The sequence below is a fragment of the Mycobacterium sp. ENV421 genome, from assembly GCF_002887815.1.
In the GTDB taxonomy this organism is placed as follows: domain Bacteria; phylum Actinomycetota; class Actinomycetes; order Mycobacteriales; family Mycobacteriaceae; genus Mycobacterium.
The window spans coordinates 1-16,864 of the sequence record NZ_PDHO01000039.1 but is presented as its reverse complement, the minus strand read 5'-3'; the positions used below and the strand labels follow the sequence as shown (position 1 = coordinate 16,864).

Sequence of the window (16,864 nt, the reverse complement as noted above, 5' to 3'; positions counted from 1 at the left end):
ATGGTATTTCGGTCCGGCTGCGAGAATAGACCACTGTGCCGCCGACCTGCTGGACATCAAACACAACCGGGCAAGTACGGGGTCTCTCACTCCGTACCGCCCGCGTCGGCTGCGCACCGCGACGGCAAATCCCCGATAAAAATCCCCGATAGTCAATCTGGCGGCGACAGATCGTAATGATTACAATCTATAGGTTATCGTGAGGCATATGAGCCCTGGACATTGGAGTACGTTCCCTGCTCGCCCAGCTCCAGCCTGGAAGGAAGCGATCATCTCTGCCATCCCACAGAATCGCTGCGCGAACGGTCCGCGCGGCGGCGGATCCCGACCGGCCCGCGCTTCTGAGGTGAAGCGCTGATGGCTGCGCCGACCCGCCTGTTGCGATTGCCGGAGGTCGAGCTTCCCGTCGAGGCCGAACAGCTGCGCGACGAGGTCCGGGCATTCCTCGACGACGAGCAGCGCCGAGGCGCGTTCGAGCCGCATAGTGACGCCTGGCTGGCCGGTTTCGACCCGGACTTCTCGGCGCGCCTCGGGGATCGCGGCTGGCTCGGGATGACTTGGCCGCGCCGCTACGGCGGTCACGAGCGGCCGGCACTGCATCGGTTCGTCGTGGTGGAGGAGTTACTCGCGGCCGGCGCGCCGGTGGTGGCGCACTGGATCAGCGACCGCCAGAGCGGGCCGGCTTTGCTGCGCTATGGCACCGAGTCGCAGCGTGAGAGGCTGCTTCCCGCGATGGCGGCGGGCCGGTGCTTCTTCGCCATCGGGATGAGTGAGCCCGATAGCGGTTCGGATCTCGCTTCCATCCGGACTGCCGCACGACGCGAGCAGGACGGTTGGGTGCTCAACGGGACCAAGGTCTGGACCAGCCAGGCTCACCGCTGCCACTACATGATCGTATTGTGCCGGACGACACCGCTGCAGCACGGGGACCGGCACGCGGGGATGACCCAGTTCATCGTCGACCTGACCTCGCCGGGTGTGACGATCACACCGATCCGGTTGCTGGACGGCGAGCATCACTTCAATCAGGTCGTCCTGGATGACGTCCATGTCGGCGACGACATGGTCCTCGGCGAGGTGGGCGCGGGCTGGCGGCAGGTCACCTCCGAGCTGGCCTATGAGCGCTCCGGGCCGGAGCGGTTCCTGTCGACTCTGCCGCTGCTGCGCGAACTGGTGCGCGCCGCGGATCCCGACGATGAGCGTCAGGCGACCGAGGTCGGTGCGCTCGTGGCGCAGCTGTGGGCGTTGCGCCGACTGTCGCTGCAGATCGCCGGTTCGCTCGATCGGGGGGAGGCCCCCGATGTCGCCGCGGCCCTGGTGAAGGACGCGGGCACTACGTTGGAAAATGACATCATCGATGTCGTCCGGGCGCTGGCGCAGGTCGAGCCGAGCAGAAACTCACCTACTCCCCTGGAACGAGAGTTAGCGCGGGCGGTGCTGCACGCACCTGGGTTCACCTTGCGCGGGGGCACGAACGAGGTGCTGCGCGGGATCGTGGCGCGGGGGCTGGGGTTGCGGTGAGCGATATCGATCTGGTCGAACGCACCGCAGCAGATCTGCTGGACCGGCACTGCACGCCTGAGCTGATCTCGGCGGCCGAGGGCTCGTGGAGCCCGCAGCTTTGGCAGCGGCTGGAGGATATCGGGCTAACCCGGATCGGGGTTGACGAACAGCTGGGGGGCGCCGGTGGTGGAATTGCCGACGCGGCCACGGTGCTGTGTGTCGCTGCCGGATACGCCGCGCCCGTCCCACTAGCCGAGGCGCTGTTCCCGGTCGCCGCGGGGTGCACCGCGGCCGGGCTGGCCCTGCCCGACGGGCCGGTGACGGTCGCCTACGGGGCCGGTCTGACCCTCACGCCGGACGGCGCCGGAGCCGTCCTGGGCGGCGTCGCCAGCCGGGTGCCGTATGCGCGGGTGTCCCGACGCGTGCTGGTGGTGACCGATGATCCGCAGCCCGCGCTGGGGGCCCTTGTCGACCCTGCCGACTGCCGCTTGGTAAACATAGACAATCTGGCCGGTGAGCCGCGCGACGACCTGGCCGCCGAAGGAGTGCGCATACCCCGCTCTGCTGTTGCAGAAGTTCCGCCGGGCACCGCATGCCAGCTGCGCCGGCTAGGTGCGCTCGCCCGCGCGGTCCAACTCTCTGGTGCCTTGGATGCAGTGCTGGAGGCGACGGTGCGCTACGCCGGGGAGCGGGTCCAGTTCGATCGGCCCATCGGGCAGTTCCAGGCCGTGGCCCATCAGATCGCCGAGTTGGCCGGCCTGGCTGCGGGTGCCGGTGCTGCCACGCAGGCGGCAGTCGCTGCCGTGGCTGCCGATCCGGCCACCGCGACCTTGGCCATAGCCGCGGCCAAAGCGCGGACCAGCGCGGCGGCCGGACCGGCAGCCCGGATTGCCCATCAGGTCCACGGAGCGATCGGGTTCACCCAGGAACACCGCTTACACCACCTGACCCGCCGGCTGTGGGCCTGGCGCGAAGAGTGCGGCTCCGCCGAGTATTGGGCGCGGCAGCTGGGTCGTGCTGTCATCGCCAGCGGCAGCGACGGGCTGTGGCCGATGATCACCGCCATGTAACGCGCCTGAACGGAGGAACCGTGGAGATTGAGCTCAGCGTGGAAAGCGGCCTGGCCACCATCACCCTGGCCGCACCGCAGCGGCGGAACGCACTGACCCCGGAGATGTCCCGGGAACTGGTCGCCGCCGCCGACCGCATCGACGCCGACGACTCGATCGGCGCACTGGTGATCCGTGGCTCTGGCGGATCGTTCTGCGCGGGCGCACACACCACCACGCTCGGTGACGCTGGATCTGACCCAGCCGAAGAGGGCACCTATGCGGGCTTGTCGGCCATCTATGCCGCGTTCACCCGGATCGGGTCGGTGCGGGCCGTCACCATCGCCGCCGTACGCGGCCCGGCGGTCGGTGCGGGCCTGAACCTGGCGTTGGCCACCGACCTGCGGATCGTGTCTCGCACCGCGCGGCTGATGTCGGGCTTCCAGCGCATCGGTCTGCACCCGGGCGGGGGACACTTCGTGCTGCTGTCCCGCCTGGCCGGCCGCGAAGCGGCCGCGGCGATGGCGCTGTGCGGTGCCGAGATCGACGGCGACCGCGCGGCTCAATTGGGCCTGGCGTGGGAGTCGGTTGCCGACGAGGCGGTCGAGGACCGGGCCTTCGGCCTTGCCCGCCAAGTGGCCACTGACCCTGCGCTAGCCCGCGCCATGGCGCGCACCTTCCGGCTGGAGACCGGGCCGCCGGCTCTGGGCTGGGACGTGGCTGTACAGACCGAGCGGGCCCCGCAAATGTGGTCAATGCGCCGCCGCTAGGCGCACTAACGAGCACCAAGCCCGGGAGTTGGGAGCAGAACATCAGATACTATGCTAATAATGATTATTAGATATTGGAGGTTGACATGCCTGAGGCCGTGATCGTCGAAGCGGTTCGAACGCCGATCGGCAAGCGAGGCGGCGCACTGGCAGGTGTGCATCCAGTGGATCTGTCCGCACGGGTACTGGAGGCGCTGGTCGAGCGGACCGGTGTGGACCCTGCCCTGATCGACGACGTCATCTGGGGCTGCGTGAACCAGGTGGGCGACCAGTCGGCGAACGTGGGCCGTTCGGCAGCGCTGGCCGCCGGTTGGCCCGACAGCGTGCCCGGCACCACGGTGAACCGGGCCTGCGGCTCAAGCCAGCAGGCGCTGGATTTCGCGGCCGCGATGGTGATGTCGGGTCAGTACCATCTCGTCGTCGCCGGGGGCGTGGAGTGCATGAGCCGGGTTCCGTTGGGTGCCGGCCGCGACGTTGGGCTGCCCTACGGGCCACGGCTGCTACACCGTTACGAGACGGCCCTCGAGGGATCGACTTTTCATCAAGGCCGTGGAGCCGAGATGATCGCGGCGAAGTGGGGCTTTTCTCGACAGAGGCTCGACGAGTTCGCCTGCGCGAGCCACGCCAGGGCGGCGGCGGCTATCGACGCCGGCGCCTTCGACCGCCAACTCGTCGCGGTGCCGGAAGCTCCCGGCCTGGTCGCCGATGAGGGCCTGCGCCGCGGCAGCACCGTCGAGAAACTGGCGACGCTGAAGCCGTCGTTCCTCGAGAACGGGGTGATCCACGCCGGTAACGCCTCCCAGATCGCCGACGGGGCCGCCGCGGTGCTGGTCAGCTCGCCCGAGCGGGCCGAGGAACTCGGCCTGTCCCCCATCGTCCGCTATCACGCCGGCGCGATAGCTGGTAGTGAGCCGGTCTCGATGCTGACGGGACCGATCCCGGCGACGGCGAAGGCGCTTCGCCGCGCCGGCCTGTCCATCGGTGACATCGGGGCGTTTGAGGTGAACGAGGCGTTCGCGTCGGTGCCGCTGGCCTGGCTGGCGGAGACCGGCGCCGATCCGGCGAGGATGAATCCGCTCGGCGGCGCGATCGCGGTCGGGCATCCCCTTGGCGCCTCGGGGGCGATCCTGATGACCCGGCTCATGCACCACATGCGTGACCACGGCATTCGGTTCGGCCTGCAGACCATGTGTGAAGGCGGCGGCATGGCCAACGCGACCATCGTCGAACTCGTCCGCTGATCGACCGCCCGGTATGGGGACGCGGGTCTCGTCGGCTCGCGGTGGTCGGTGCGTCGGTTATCGGTCGAGCAGCGCCTCGGGAATGTCGACGACGCGGCTGCGCAGGTACTCCCCCAGCCCCTTGGCCTGCGGGTCGGGTCGGGTGCAGGAGGCCACTCCGTCGCCGAGCAGACCGTGCACGACGACGTTGATCGCCCGAAGGTTGGGCAGGTCGAACCGGTCGATCTTCAGGTCGGTGACCTCGGGGCCCAGTAGCGCGCGCAGCCGCTCGATGGAGAGGTATTCGCGCAGCCAAACATAGCTGGCGTCGTCGCGTACCCACAGCCCGATGTTTGCGTCACCGCCCTTGTCCCCGGAGCGGGCGCCGCAGACCCGCCCCAGCGGCGCGCGGCTGGTCTGCCCGACCGGAAGGCCGGTGTGCGCGGCGGCAACCCCCTCCACCACCGGGGCGGTGGCGGCCGCGGCCGCGGGTGGGTCGGGCACCACCCGGCGCTGGCCGTCGGGCAACACCGCGACATGCTGCACCATCGCGCGGGGCACCGCCGCGGGCCGGTAGATCCCGTAGGCCGATTCCGAGGTGGGCGGGGTGGTGGTGTGGAACCCGGCGTAGCCGGCCAACGCCAGTTCCATGACGGCGTTGGAGAAGCGGCGGCCGACTTTCGCGGGGTCGGGGTCTTTGACGGTGACCCGCAGGTGTGCGGTGGCCTGCTCGTTGGTCGGCGCGTCGGCGGTGTCGAAGCGCAGCAGCCGCACGTCGACCTCGGCAAAGCGGTCGCGTCCGCCCAGCACGTCGAACAGCATCGCTTCGGCGCGGGCGGCCTTGTCCTCGATGTCCAGCCCGGTGAGCACCATCGTCATGGTGTTGCGGAACCCGCCGGCGTCGTTGAGCGCCACCTTCAGGGTCGGCGGCGGCGGGCTGCCCCGCGCCCCGGCGATCGCCACCCGGTCCCGGTCCGCCTGGGTGAGCGTGAGGGTGTCGAAGTGCGTGATGACGTCGGGGCCGAGGTAGGCGGGCGGGCCGATCTCGTAGAGCAGCTGCGCGGTGACCGTGCCCACCGACACCAGCCCGCCGGTGCCCGGGTGCTTGGTGATCACCGACGACCCGTCCGCGGCGACCTCGGCGATCGGAAAACCCGGATAGCGTGAGTCGGGCAGATCCGCGGCGAACGCGTAGTTGCCGCCGGTGGCCTGCGGCCCGCATTCGATGACGTGCCCTGCGACGACGGCGCCGGCCAGCGCGTCCCAGTCGTCGCTTCGCCAGCCATGCCACCAGGCCGCCGGCCCGACCACCAGCGACGCGTCGGTGACCCGGCCGGTCACAACCACGTCGGCCCCCGCGCCGAGGGCGGCCGCGATTCCCCAGCCGCCGAGGTAGGCGTTGGCCGAGACCGGCTCGCCGCGCACCGCCGGGGTGATGGCCGACAACTTTGCGCGCAGGTCGTCACCCTCCACGTGGGCCACACGCACATCGAGCCCAACCCTGGCCGCCACCTCGCGCACCGCGTCGGCCAGGCCGGCCGGGTTCAGCCCGCCGGCGTTGGCCACGATCCTGATACCGCGATCCAAACAGCTGCCGAGCACCTGCTCGATCTGGGTGAGGAATGTCTTGGCGTACCCGGCGCCCGGATCCTTGCGCTGAGCCTTGGCGAGGATGAGCATGGTGAGCTCGGCGAGATAATCCCCGGTGAGCACGTCGATGGGGCCGCCGTCGACCATTTCGCGGGCGGCGCCGACCCGGTCGCCGTAAAAGCCGGAGCAGTTGGCGATGCGCACCGCCCGGGCACGATCTGTTGTCGCGGTCATCCGAACTGCCCCTTTTTGCGTCCCGCCCCCGGTTCTCCGGCGAAAGCCTGGGCGATGGCCATCCACTGCCCCGCCGCGCGCCCGCTGATCGCCAACGCGGTGTCGTCGCGGTGCCGCCGCTGGGTCACCACCAGACAGAAGTCCAGCGCAGGCCCGCTCGCCCGATCGGCGGCGTCCTCGGGGCCCCAGCCCCAGATCGCGCCGCTCGGGGCGGTGAGCTCGACCCGCACCGGCAAATCCGGCGCCTGACGTCCGTTCGCTGTGTAGCTGAACGCTCGAGCATGTACACCGAGGTGCGCGACGTGACGCAACCGGTCAGTGGGTGCCCGGTTTATGCCGAGCGCGTCGGCGATGTCTTGGCCGTGCGCCCAGGTCTCCATCAACCGGGCGGTCAGCGACGACGCCGCGCTCATCGCGGGACCGAACCACGGCACCCGTGCCGCGGGATCGATCTGACCGAAGCTGGACAGCAACCGCGCGCGGGCCTCGTCGAACCACGCCAGCAGCGCCTCGCCCGGCATGTCTCGAAAGCGCGCACAGATGGTGTCGGGGTTCACTCCGCCCTCGGCGTTCAGGCGGGCCAATTCGGCCAGGAAGCCATCCGGGTCGCTCGCCGCTCGCACCGCGGCGTCGTCGAAGAATGCCAGGTGTGACACCTGGTCACCGATGCACCAACGCAGCGCCGGGGTAGGCCGGCGCCAGTCGGCGTCGGGCAGCGTCAACAGCAGGTCGCGCAGGTCGGCGGTCTCGGCGGCCAGATCATCGGCTAGCGCCTGCATCGATAACGGCATCCCTCAGCGTCCTTTCCATACCGGTGCGCGTTTCTCCCGGAACGCCCGCGGGCCTTCTTGAGCGTCTTCGGAGTGATACACCGGCTCCCAGATCTGCTCGGCCAGCGTGTAGGCCTCATCGATCCGGTGCTGCGCCGACAGGTAGGCCGTGCGCTTGGCGGCCAGCACCGACAGCGGCGCGTTGGCGGCGATCCGCTGCGCCAACTCCTGGGTGCGCTCATGCAGCTGGGCGGCGGGCACCACCTCGTTGACCAGGCCCACCTGCTGCGCCCGGTGCGCGCTGATCGGATCGCCGGTGAGCAGGATCTGCAGCGCGATCCGGGGCGCCACCAGCCACGACAGCGGCGCCGCCCACGGGGCGCCGCGGCCCACCTTGACCTCGGTGATCGCGAATGTCGCGTGCTCGGCAGCCACCACCAGGTCACACTGCTGAGCAAGCAGGAACCCGCCTGCGAACGCGACCCCGTTGACCGCGGCGATGGTCGGCTTGGCAACATCGATATTGCGACCGAACTGCGGGGTGAAATCCGGCGGGGGCACGGTCAGCGCGGTAGCTGCCATTTCCTTGAGGTCCCCGCCCGCACAGAACGCCTTCTCCCCCGCCCCGGTCAGGACGAGAACCTGCGCGCTTGCGTCGTCGTTGAACCGACGGGTCCCATCCCACAGGCCCTCGCGCACCGCGGCGCTGAGCGCGTTGCGTGCCTCGGGCCGGTCGATCGTCAACCAGGCCACACCGTCAACGACCTGGTAGGTCACCGGATCACTCACTGCTGCCCCCGTCCCTTCCGGCGCTGTCCTCGACGATAGCCAGCGCCTGGCCGGTGTCGACCTGATCACCGGCCGCGACAAACACGTCGACGACGGTCCCGTCGGTGGGGGCGGTGACGGTGTGTTCCATCTTCATCGCCTCCAGCACGATCAGAGCCCGCCCGGCGGTGACCTTTGCGCCGGGCGAGGCGAGCACCCGCACCACGGTGCCGGGCATCGGGGCCAGCAGCGAGCCCGCATGTCGCACCGACGACGGATCGGGGAACCTCGGCACGTCGACCAGCTCAGTTGATCCGAGAGCGCTGTCCACGTACGACACCGCGCCCACCCGGTGCACACTGATCGAACGGCGCACCCCGTCGACCTCCAGGTCGACCCGATCCGGCACGGCCGCCAGCACCCGCGCCGCGGGCAGCGGCTGGTCATCGACCTCGATCAGCACCCGATCCCCGACCTGGCGGTGGGCGACTTCGATGACGCGCTCTCCGCACCGGTAGCTTGCGCGCTGGGACGCACCCCCGATGTTGCGCCATCCCGCAGGAAGAGTCCGCAGCACCGGCGCCGTCAGCCTGGCCTGCGCCTGCGCGGCCAGCGCCGCCGCAGTCGCGTGCACCGCCAGCGCGCTCCGCGCGGGTGCAGCCAACACCGACGGGTTGTGGCGGGTGAGGTATCCGGTGTCGGTGCCGCCAGCCAGGAACTCCTGCTCGCGAAGGATCCCGACCAGCAGGTCGCGGTTGGTGGTCACGCCGTGCAGCTGGGCGCGCGCCAGCGTGCGCGCCAGCCTTCGTGCGGCGTCGGCCCGGGTGGGTCCGTGCGCGATCACCTTGGCCAGCATCGGGTCGTAATGCGGGCTGACCACCGCGCCGTCGACCACGCCCGTGTCCACCCGCACGCCCGGGTCCTCCGGTATGGCGAAGCGGTGCAGCACGCCGGTGGCGGGCAGGAAGCCGGCGCCGACGTCCTCGGCATACAGCCGGGCCTCGATCGCATGCCCGCCGATGCGGGCATCGAACGCCTCCGCGGACAGCGGGGCGCCGTCGGCGATCCGCAGCTGCAATTCCACCAGGTCCAGGCCGGTGATCAGCTCGGTGACCGGATGCTCCACCTGCAACCGGGTATTGACCTCCAGGAAGGCGAACCCGCCCGACCACAACACGAACTCGACGGTGCCCGCACCGACGTAACCGATTGCCTTCGCCGCGGCCACCGCGGCCGTACCGAGTTCGGCGCGCAGGGTGTCATCGACGGCCGGCGACGGCGACTCCTCCACGATCTTCTGATGGCGGCGCTGAATCGAGCAGTCGCGCTCGAACAGATGCACCACCGCCCCGTGCGTGTCGGCAAGGATCTGCACCTCCACGTGCCGCGGATTCACGACATAGCGCTCGAGGAACACCGTCGCATCGCCGAACGCCGAGGCCGCTTCCCGGCGGGCAGCCGCCACCGCGTCGGCGAGCTCTTCAGCGGATTCGACGATCCGCATACCGCGGCCGCCACCGCCGAACGCCGCCTTCACCAGCAGCGGGTAGCCCACCCGCCGACCCTCCGCGGCCAGATCACAGTCCTCGTCCAGGGTTGCTCCGGGCAGCACGGGCACCCCGGCCTTCTCCATCAGCGCCTTCGCCTCGACCTTCGAGCCCATCGCCGCGATGACCGCCGGCGGCGGCCCCACGAACACCAGCCCGGCTTCGGCGCATGCGGCTGCGAACCCGGCGTTCTCCGACAAAAACCCGTAGCCCGGGTGCACCGCGTCGGCCCCCGTCAACCGGGCCGCATCGATGATCGCCTCGGCGTTTAGATAGGTGTCCGACGGCGCGGCGCCCGGCAGGCGCACAGCCGCATCGGCCAGGCCGACAAACGACGCGCCGGCGTCAGGGTCGGAATAGACCGCGACGGTCCCCAGACCCATGGCGTGCGCGGTGCGCATCACCCGGGCGGCGATCTCACCGCGATTTGCCACCAAAAGTTTCTGGACCATGTGCCTCACATCCGAAAAACGCCGAAGCCGCGGCGGCCGGCCACGGTGTTGGAATGCACCGCCGACAGCGACATGCCCAGCACGGTGCGGGTGTCACGAGGATCGATGATCCCGTCGTCGTACAGCCGGGCGGTGACGAAGAAACTGTGCGACTCCGTGTCGATCTGGGCCTCGATCGCCGCGGTGCGCTCACAGTCGGCGTCTTCGTCGAACGCCCGCCCCATCGACGCCGCCGACTCACGGGCCACGATCGACATCACGCCTGCCAACTGCGCCGCGCCCATCACCGCCAGCTTTGCCCCGGGCCAGGCGAACAGCAGCCGCGGGTCATAGGCCCGCCCCGACATGCCGTAGTTGCCGGCGCCGAACGAACTGGCCATCGTGATCGTCACGTGCGGCACAGTGCTGTTGGTCACCGCGTTGATCATCTTGGCGCCGTCCTTGATGATGCCGCCCTGCTCATAGCTCGCACCGACCATGTAACCCGTGGTGTTCTGCAAGAACACCAGCGGCGTATCAGTCTGATTGGCCAGCAGAATGAACTCGCTGGCCTTCTTGGCCTCCTCGGAGAACAACACCCCCCGATGGTTGGCCAAAATCCCCACCGGATAGCCGTGCACCTGCGCCCACCCGGTGACCAGCGAAGTCCCGTACAGCGGCTTGTACTCGTCGAACTCCGAACCATCCACCGTCCGCGCGAGCACCTCACGCGGATCGAACGGCACCTTCACATCGGCAGAAACGATCCCGAGAATCTCCTCCGGGTCATACCGCGGCGCCGCCGCGCACCCCACCGGAGCCGGGCCCAGTTTGCGCCAGTTGATCCGCGACATGATCTGGCGGCCAATCCGGATCGCGTCGCGCTCGTCTGCTGCGAAGTAGTCCGACAACCCCGACACTCGACTATGCATCTCGGCACCGCCCAGCGCCTCATCGTCGGCCACCTCACCGGTGGCCATCTTCACCAACGGCGGACCACCCAGAAAAACCTTGGCCTGACGGTCCACTAACACCGCGTAGTCACACATCCCCGGCACGTACGCCCCGCCCGCCGTGGAATTGCCGAATACCAAGGCGACCGTGGGAATCGCCAGCGCCGACAACTCCGTCAGCTCGTGAAAGATCCGCCCGGCCGGCACAAACAATTCGGCCTGTTGGGGCAGGTCCGCCCCGCCGGACTCCACCAAGTTGATCACCGGCAGCCGGTTCACCCGCGCGATCTCCAACGCACGCAGCGTCTTTCGCAGCGAATAGGGATTCATCGCGCCACCCCGCACCGTCGGGTCGTGCGCAATCACCATGCACTCCACCCCCGACACCACCCCGATGCCCGTGACCACGCTGGCGCCGACGGTGAACCCGGTGCCCCAGGCCGCCAACGTCGACAGCTCCAGGAATGGGCTGGCCGGGTCCAGCAGCAACTCGATGCGCTCCCGGACCAGAAGCCGCCCCCGCTCACGATGCCGCTTCCGATACCGCTCACCACCCCCGGCGACCGCACGTGCAACCTGCTCGTCGAGCTGTGCAAGCAGCGCCAACTGCGCCTCCCGGTTGGCCTGGTAAGCCTCGCTCGACGTATCGAGCTGCGATGTCAGCACCGGCACAGCGTTCTCTCCCGAGGCGCGGCATGTGATTCACTGTTCACGCAGGAGACTGTACGACACGCACGGCGAGGAAGGCCAGATGCAGGACGGCGCGACGCACTCCCGACAGCGCGACCCGGAACGAAAGGAGCGGATCCTGACCGCTTCGGCCGAACTGGTCGCCGAGCGCGGGTACCACGGCGTGGCCCTCGTCGACATTGGAGCCCGGGCGGGCATCGTCGGCTCGGGCATCTATCGCCACTTCCCCAGCAAGGACGCGATCCTGGTAGCACTTCTCGACAAGGTGATGCGACGACTCAGCGACGGCGCCGCGGCGATCATTTCGACAACGCGCAGCGACAACGAAGCCCTGTCAGCGCTGGTGGACGACCATATCCGGATAGCCATCGAAGACCGCGCGGTGCTCGCCGTCTACCACCGCGAGGGGCACAACGTTCCGCTCGACCAGCAGCGAAGACTGCGCCGAGACCAACGACACTACGTGGAGGAGTGGGTCCACGTGCTCGGCCACCTGCGTCCCGACCTCGCCGACGCCGAGTTACGGGTTGCGGTGCACGCCGCCATCGGCGCTATCCAATCGACCCTGTTCTTCCGCAGCGGACTACCCCCCTCTCGGCTCGCCGAGCTGCTCAGGACTGCCGCGCACGGCTGTCTCGGGGTAACGCAAGCACCAGACATAGTGAACCATGAGTAACTAGGACATTGATCGCGCGGCATCGGCGTGACAGTCTGAGCGGGACTCACGCACAAGGAGCCGCAATGGACCCGGATGTGACCACCCTGCGAGGCAGGCGAGCAACGCGCCGCTGGGAGCGGACATCGGTAGGTGACGTGCTCGAACGGCTCACCTGGAGCTATCCCGACCAGATCGCGATCGCCGGATGGCCCGGCGCCTACGGGGACCAGCGGTTTGCCCAGCTGACCTATCGCGAGGCAGACCAAAGCGCAAACCGGTTCGCGCACGCGCTCGCCTCCGCCGGGCTCCAACCCGGCGCACGGGTGTTGCTGTTCTGCGAGAACTCCGTCGAAGCCTGCCTTGCCAAGATCGGCATCGCGAAGGCGGGAATGGTGGCCGTCCCCCTCAACCCCAACCTCGCTCCCGACGTGGTTAAACACCTCATCGAACTAACCGAACCAACCTTCGCGGTCGTCGACGCCGAGCTGTGGCCACGCGCCGAACCCGGATTCAGCGCGACCGGCCTGCGCCCAGATGTCACGATCACCATCGGCGGCGCCCCTGTGGTTGACACGCCAAGTTTCACCGACCTGATCGCCAGCAAACCCGACACCGAGCCCGACGTGGAGATCCACGGCGACGACATCTGGGAGTTGCTGTTCACCTCCGGCACCACATCGATGCCCAAAGGTGCAATGGTGTCCCACCACTGCACCTACCTCGCGGCGATGAACTTCGCACTCTCGCTGACTCGCGGTCTCACCGTGGAATCCGACCTGCGCCTTGCCACGTTCCTGCCGGTCACCTACCACGTCGGCGACCAGATCTTCATGTTCTCGGCGTTTCTCAGCGGAGGCAGCCTGCTGATCGGCCGAAAACCGGTGCCCGACGTGGTAGCCAAGGCCGTCGACACCCATCGGATCACTGCCCTGTGGGCCGGCTCACCGCAGATCGTGACGTCCCTAGCCGACGAGTTCGAGGCCCACCCGGAGTTCGACCCAACCAGCCTGCGCGTGCTCGTGTACGGGTGGGGAGCACTCGCCCCGCAGCTGCTCGACCGGCTGGTGCAGCGCTGCGGCCCAGAACTGGTGACGATGGGCATCTTCGGCCAGACCGAGGCGATCGCATGTCACCGGTTCTGGCCCGCAAAATGGCCCGAGGTACACGGCGCCACCGCGCCGCACACCAACTACGTCGGTGTGCCCAGCCCCCTGCTGGCCTCCGACGTCGTCGACGAATCTGGCCGGCCTGTGCGCGGGCAGCCCGGCGAGGCGGTCTACCGGTCGCCAATCATGACGGCCGGCTACTACCGCAACCCGGCCGCCACCCGCGAAGCCTTCAGTGGCGGTTGGTTTCACTCCGGCGACAGCGCCTCGATTGACCACGACGGGCTGCGGATCCTGGTCGATCGCTATAAAGACATCGTCAAGACCGGTGGAGAGAACGTCTCGAGCATGCGCGTAGAGGCTGTGCTGCATACCCACCCCGACGTAGCGCGTGCGGCGGTGATCGGACTGCCCCACCCCCACTGGGGTGAAGCCGTCACAGCAATCGTCACACCCCAAACCGGGCGCGCGCCCATCGAGTCGGACATCGTCGCCTTCTGCCGCCAGCGGCTCGCCGGCTTCGAGACCCCTAAGCGCGTGGTGTTCGCCGAAACGCTACCCGAGACCGTCGGCGGCAAAATACTCAAATACCGGCTCCGCGAGCAGTTCGCTGCGCTCTACCAGGCCGGTTAGTGCCGCACGCCGATCCGCGGCGCGGCGGGACCTTCGCCAGCTCCGCAAGCGTCAATAGTGCCCGCGACTTGTGCCCATGTCGTGCGGCTTACCCAGCGTGGCGTAGTCATCGTCCCGCTTGAGTGCCGCGTGCACCGCGCCCGCGGCCACCGAGTTGACCCGATCCGCTGACGACAGGACTCAGCGGATCGCGGCCCGCGCTCAATGACCGTGTCCTCGGTGGCCACCGCATCAAACAACGGGGTGGAATCGAGCACCCGGCGCCGTCCTCGCATCAAACCCCGCCGCCCGCGGGGGGACGGTCAGACCAAGATCAGATCCACCGTTGTGCTGACAGTCCCCACTGGGCAGCGACGTCGGCGGGGTCGGTGTGGGCGAAAATCGTCTTGACCGCCGCGGTCACCGCTGGGACGTGTTTGACCGATACCGCGGTGTGCAGATTATCCGTTAACCGGCTTCATCGGGGCGACACGCTCGGTGCGTGTGGGGTCCCACCAGCAAGGGATGGGGGTGCTGACACTGGAGGTCGGTGGCTTTTCCCTTGGAGGTGGCGATGGGACTTCGGGTAGCCGGCGACGGCGAGGTCTTCCTGCTTGCCGGTGAGGTCGCCACTGGGCAGCGTGACGACGTTGCGATAGTGAATCGGTTTCTGGCGCACCTGAAGGGCAGGAACTTCGCCCGGGCGACGCGGCGTGCGTACGCCTACGACGTGTTGAACTTCCTGCGATTCCTCGCCGGGCAAGGCGTCAGTCTGGCCGAGGTGAGGCCGACCGATTTGTTCGACTATCTGGACTGGCAGACCCAGCCCAAGCGCACTGCGGGTTCGACGGTGGTCCGGTTGTCTGAGCGGCAGGGCGCCGCCCCGGCGACGCAGAACCGGCGCATCGCTGCGCTGCGGGGACTGTTCGAGTTCGCGGTGATCACCGGCGTGGTGATGACCAGCCCGGTGCCGGCGCCGCGGCGCACCAGCGGGCTTCGGGCGCGTCGGGGTCTGCTGGGGCATATCCCGGCTCGTCACCCAAGGACGGGGGGTCGGCTGGTGCGCCAGCAGCGGCTGCTGCCGGAAAGCCTTGAGCTGGCAGAGGTTGAGGCGTTCCTGACCGACCTGGGCACCCACCGCGACCGCGCGATGGTGCTACTGATGCTGCTCGGAGGACTACGCGCCGCCGAGGTCCGCGGTCTGCTGTTGGCCGAGGCGGACGTCGGTCGCCGGCAGGTGCGGGTGGTCGGCAAGGGTGGTCGGGACCGGGTGGTACCGGTGGACCGGCCGTTCTTCGCCGAACTCGCTGCTTACCTACGGCTTGAACGACCGGCGGATTGCGCGACCGAACAGTGTTTCGTCGTGCTGCGCGGACCGACCGCCGGGCAGCCGTTGACCGAGGCGGGGATGCGCCGGATCTTCCCTACCCACCGAGCCCGCTCGGGCGCGGCCCGGGTGCGCCCGCGCCGACTGCAGCACACCTACGGCACACAGTTGGTCGCGGCCGGAATCGACCTGCTGGCGCTGCGGGATTGATGGGACACGCCAGCCCCGAGACAACGGGAAAATACGTGCATCTGTCGGCTGAGACCCTTGCCGCCGAGTACATCGCCGCACGCAAGGAATCGCCGTGGTGAGCGTCGCGGCTAGCGCGGCCGATGGCGCACCGTTGGCCAGCGCAGCCGAGCTCATCGCCGCCTACGACACGCACGTCGACACAATGCCGATCTGCGCGAGTATGCGGTCCGCGCGGCATTGCAGCGCACGCCGCTTCGTGGACCGTTTTCCCGACCCGGGGGTGTGGATGCGCAGGCCTACCGCGGCCCGGCTGATGGACCTGCACCGGCTCAAGGCGTGGCCGTTTGTCTCGTGGTGTTTCGTGCACCGGCACCTGGTCCCCGACGTGGAGCTACTGTTGGCTAAACCTCGATCCACTGATGGATTGGGATAGCTTTCGCCGGGGTGGCTGTTGATGGCGGTTTCTGGCGGCGAGCAGGTGGTATCGGCTGGTCTGCTCCAGCTTTTCCTGTGTGCTCCGGTCGGGCCTTTCGGCAGATGGTCAGGTGGTGACAGTCGCTGGCGGGCTGTAGCCGATGGTGTTGCGCCACAGGGTGAGCCAGTGATCTGTCCACGGCCAGTGGGCCGGTACATACAGCAGCACCCATGGCTGGTCCGTGTGCGCCGCCACCGCCTTGATGATGAGATCCCACGGCACGGTGTCGAAGAACTTCTGGATGTCAAGATCGATCACCCAGTCGTATTTCCAACACCGACGTCGGCACGCGCCCACCGCATCCAACGCCGATCGTCCGTGCCGGTAGCCGTAGGAGTCGGCGTGGAAGATCGGCTCGACCTCCCGCTCCAACCGTGCGGCCACTACTGTTTGCGCGACCCGATCGGCCACAGTGGGCACACCCAGAACCCGGACTCCGTCACCGTGCGGTTTTGGTATCTCCACGGCCAGTACCGGTGGTGGAAAGTAACTCCCCGCAGACATTCGGTTCCAGACCTTGTACAGACTGTTCTTCAGGTCCTTCTCGAAATCCTCGATGCAGCATCCATCCACACCGGCGGCACCCTTGTTCGCCTTCACCTTCTCCCAGGCGTCGTGCACCTCCCACTTCGAAATATCGAACGACTTGCCTGACGATTTCAGCTCGCCCATCCAGACTCCTCCCGAACCCACGGTCCGGTTGATCCAACGAACACAGCCACGGATGACCTGACCCCTTGGCTCCACTCCCACCGCGTCAAGCAGGAGCTTCCCAGCTACTACGAGTCAGTCCGCCAGCGCGCCCCGCATCGGTACTCCGTCCCGCCCGGTGTCGCCCGTCCGGGAACCTCCCTCTCGCCACCTCATCCGGCGGCAGTATCGGGACACGCCTTCTCACGTTCCGTACAGGAGCCGGTCGCGTCCGAAAGTGGGTGTAAAAAGCACCGGCCGGTTCGCGGCTTCGTCGTG

13 protein-coding genes and 2 pseudogenes are annotated in these 16,864 nt (G+C 68.4%); 8 read left to right on the top strand and 7 right to left on the bottom strand.

Going from position 1 to position 16,864, the window contains the following annotated elements; translation table 11 throughout:
- The first annotated feature begins 357 nt into the window (after positions 1-357).
- The 4 genes from CRM90_RS26505 to CRM90_RS26490 all read left to right on the top strand — a co-directional run bounded on the left by CRM90_RS26505 (position 358) and on the right by CRM90_RS26490 (position 4,563).
- On the top strand, positions 358-1,521 hold the full coding sequence (locus CRM90_RS26505) for an acyl-CoA dehydrogenase family protein (protein WP_102809869.1): 1,164 nt from the start codon (positions 358-360) through the stop codon (positions 1,519-1,521).
- Positions 1,518-2,573: an acyl-CoA dehydrogenase family protein gene (locus CRM90_RS26500; RefSeq protein ID WP_102809868.1), complete on the top strand. Its 1,056-nt coding sequence runs from the start codon at positions 1,518-1,520 to the stop codon at positions 2,571-2,573. The genes CRM90_RS26505 and CRM90_RS26500 overlap by 4 nt, the downstream gene beginning before the upstream one ends.
- 20 nt (positions 2,574-2,593) lie before the next feature.
- Positions 2,594-3,322 carry an enoyl-CoA hydratase-related protein gene (locus tag CRM90_RS26495; protein ID WP_199190065.1) on the top strand — a complete coding sequence of 243 codons (729 nt, stop codon included), beginning with the start codon at positions 2,594-2,596 and terminating at the stop codon, positions 3,320-3,322.
- An 86-nt stretch (positions 3,323-3,408) separates the two neighbouring features.
- A complete protein-coding gene (locus tag CRM90_RS26490) occupies positions 3,409-4,563 on the top strand; it encodes a thiolase family protein (protein ID WP_102809867.1) in 1,155 nt (384 codons plus the stop codon).
- 57 nt (positions 4,564-4,620) lie between these two features.
- Here the strand turns inward: CRM90_RS26490 and CRM90_RS26485 are convergent, their stop codons facing one another.
- Genes CRM90_RS26485 through CRM90_RS26465 form a run of 5 tightly spaced genes read right to left on the bottom strand, consistent with a single transcriptional unit; the run spans position 4,621 to position 11,507 of the window.
- Positions 4,621-6,366, bottom strand: coding sequence for an acyclic terpene utilization AtuA family protein (locus CRM90_RS26485; protein WP_102809866.1), 1,746 nt, complete (start codon positions 6,364-6,366; stop codon positions 4,621-4,623).
- Positions 6,363-7,157, bottom strand: coding sequence for a TIGR03084 family metal-binding protein (locus tag CRM90_RS26480; RefSeq protein WP_102809865.1), 795 nt, complete (start codon positions 7,155-7,157; stop codon positions 6,363-6,365). Before CRM90_RS26480 ends, CRM90_RS26485 begins: the two co-directional genes overlap by 4 nt.
- 3 nt (positions 7,158-7,160) lie before the next feature.
- Complete coding sequence (locus CRM90_RS26475; RefSeq protein ID WP_102809864.1) at positions 7,161-7,925, bottom strand: enoyl-CoA hydratase/isomerase family protein; 765 nt, start codon at positions 7,923-7,925, stop codon at positions 7,161-7,163.
- Positions 7,918-9,903: an ATP-binding protein gene (locus CRM90_RS26470; RefSeq protein WP_102809863.1), complete on the bottom strand. Its 1,986-nt coding sequence runs from the start codon at positions 9,901-9,903 to the stop codon at positions 7,918-7,920. Before CRM90_RS26470 ends, CRM90_RS26475 begins: the two co-directional genes overlap by 8 nt.
- Positions 9,904-9,908: 5 nt before the next feature.
- Positions 9,909-11,507 carry an acyl-CoA carboxylase subunit beta gene (locus CRM90_RS26465; RefSeq protein WP_102809862.1) on the bottom strand — a complete coding sequence of 533 codons (1,599 nt, stop codon included), beginning with the start codon at positions 11,505-11,507 and terminating at the stop codon, positions 9,909-9,911.
- Positions 11,508-11,586: 79 nt separating this feature from the next.
- Here CRM90_RS26465 and CRM90_RS26460 point away from each other — a divergent pair, with 79 nt between their 5' ends.
- Entirely contained in the window at positions 11,587-12,201 is a 615-nt protein-coding gene (locus tag CRM90_RS26460; protein WP_102809883.1) for a TetR/AcrR family transcriptional regulator, read from the top strand.
- Positions 12,202-12,266: 65 nt separating this feature from the next.
- Positions 12,267-13,922, top strand: a complete 1,656-nt coding sequence (locus CRM90_RS26455; protein ID WP_102809861.1) for an AMP-binding protein — start codon at positions 12,267-12,269, stop codon at positions 13,920-13,922.
- 84 nt (positions 13,923-14,006) lie between these two features.
- Here CRM90_RS26455 and CRM90_RS31590 read toward each other — a convergent pair.
- A pseudogene (locus tag CRM90_RS31590) lies at positions 14,007-14,203 on the bottom strand (transposase); the annotation flags it as partial.
- A gap of 248 nt (positions 14,204-14,451) precedes the next feature.
- Here CRM90_RS31590 and CRM90_RS26445 point away from each other — a divergent pair.
- Together CRM90_RS26445 and CRM90_RS26440 are read left to right on the top strand one after the other, a co-directional pair.
- Complete coding sequence (locus tag CRM90_RS26445) at positions 14,452-15,438, top strand: tyrosine-type recombinase/integrase (protein WP_233209523.1); 987 nt, start codon at positions 14,452-14,454, stop codon at positions 15,436-15,438.
- A 97-nt stretch (positions 15,439-15,535) separates the two neighbouring features.
- A complete protein-coding gene (locus tag CRM90_RS26440; RefSeq protein WP_142391466.1) occupies positions 15,536-15,853 on the top strand; it encodes a hypothetical protein in 318 nt (105 codons plus the stop codon).
- 222 nt (positions 15,854-16,075) lie between these two features.
- Here the strand turns inward: CRM90_RS26440 and CRM90_RS31105 are convergent.
- Positions 16,076-16,399, bottom strand: a pseudogene (locus tag CRM90_RS31105) (reverse transcriptase domain-containing protein); the annotation flags it as partial.
- Positions 16,400-16,864: the final 465 nt, after the last annotated feature.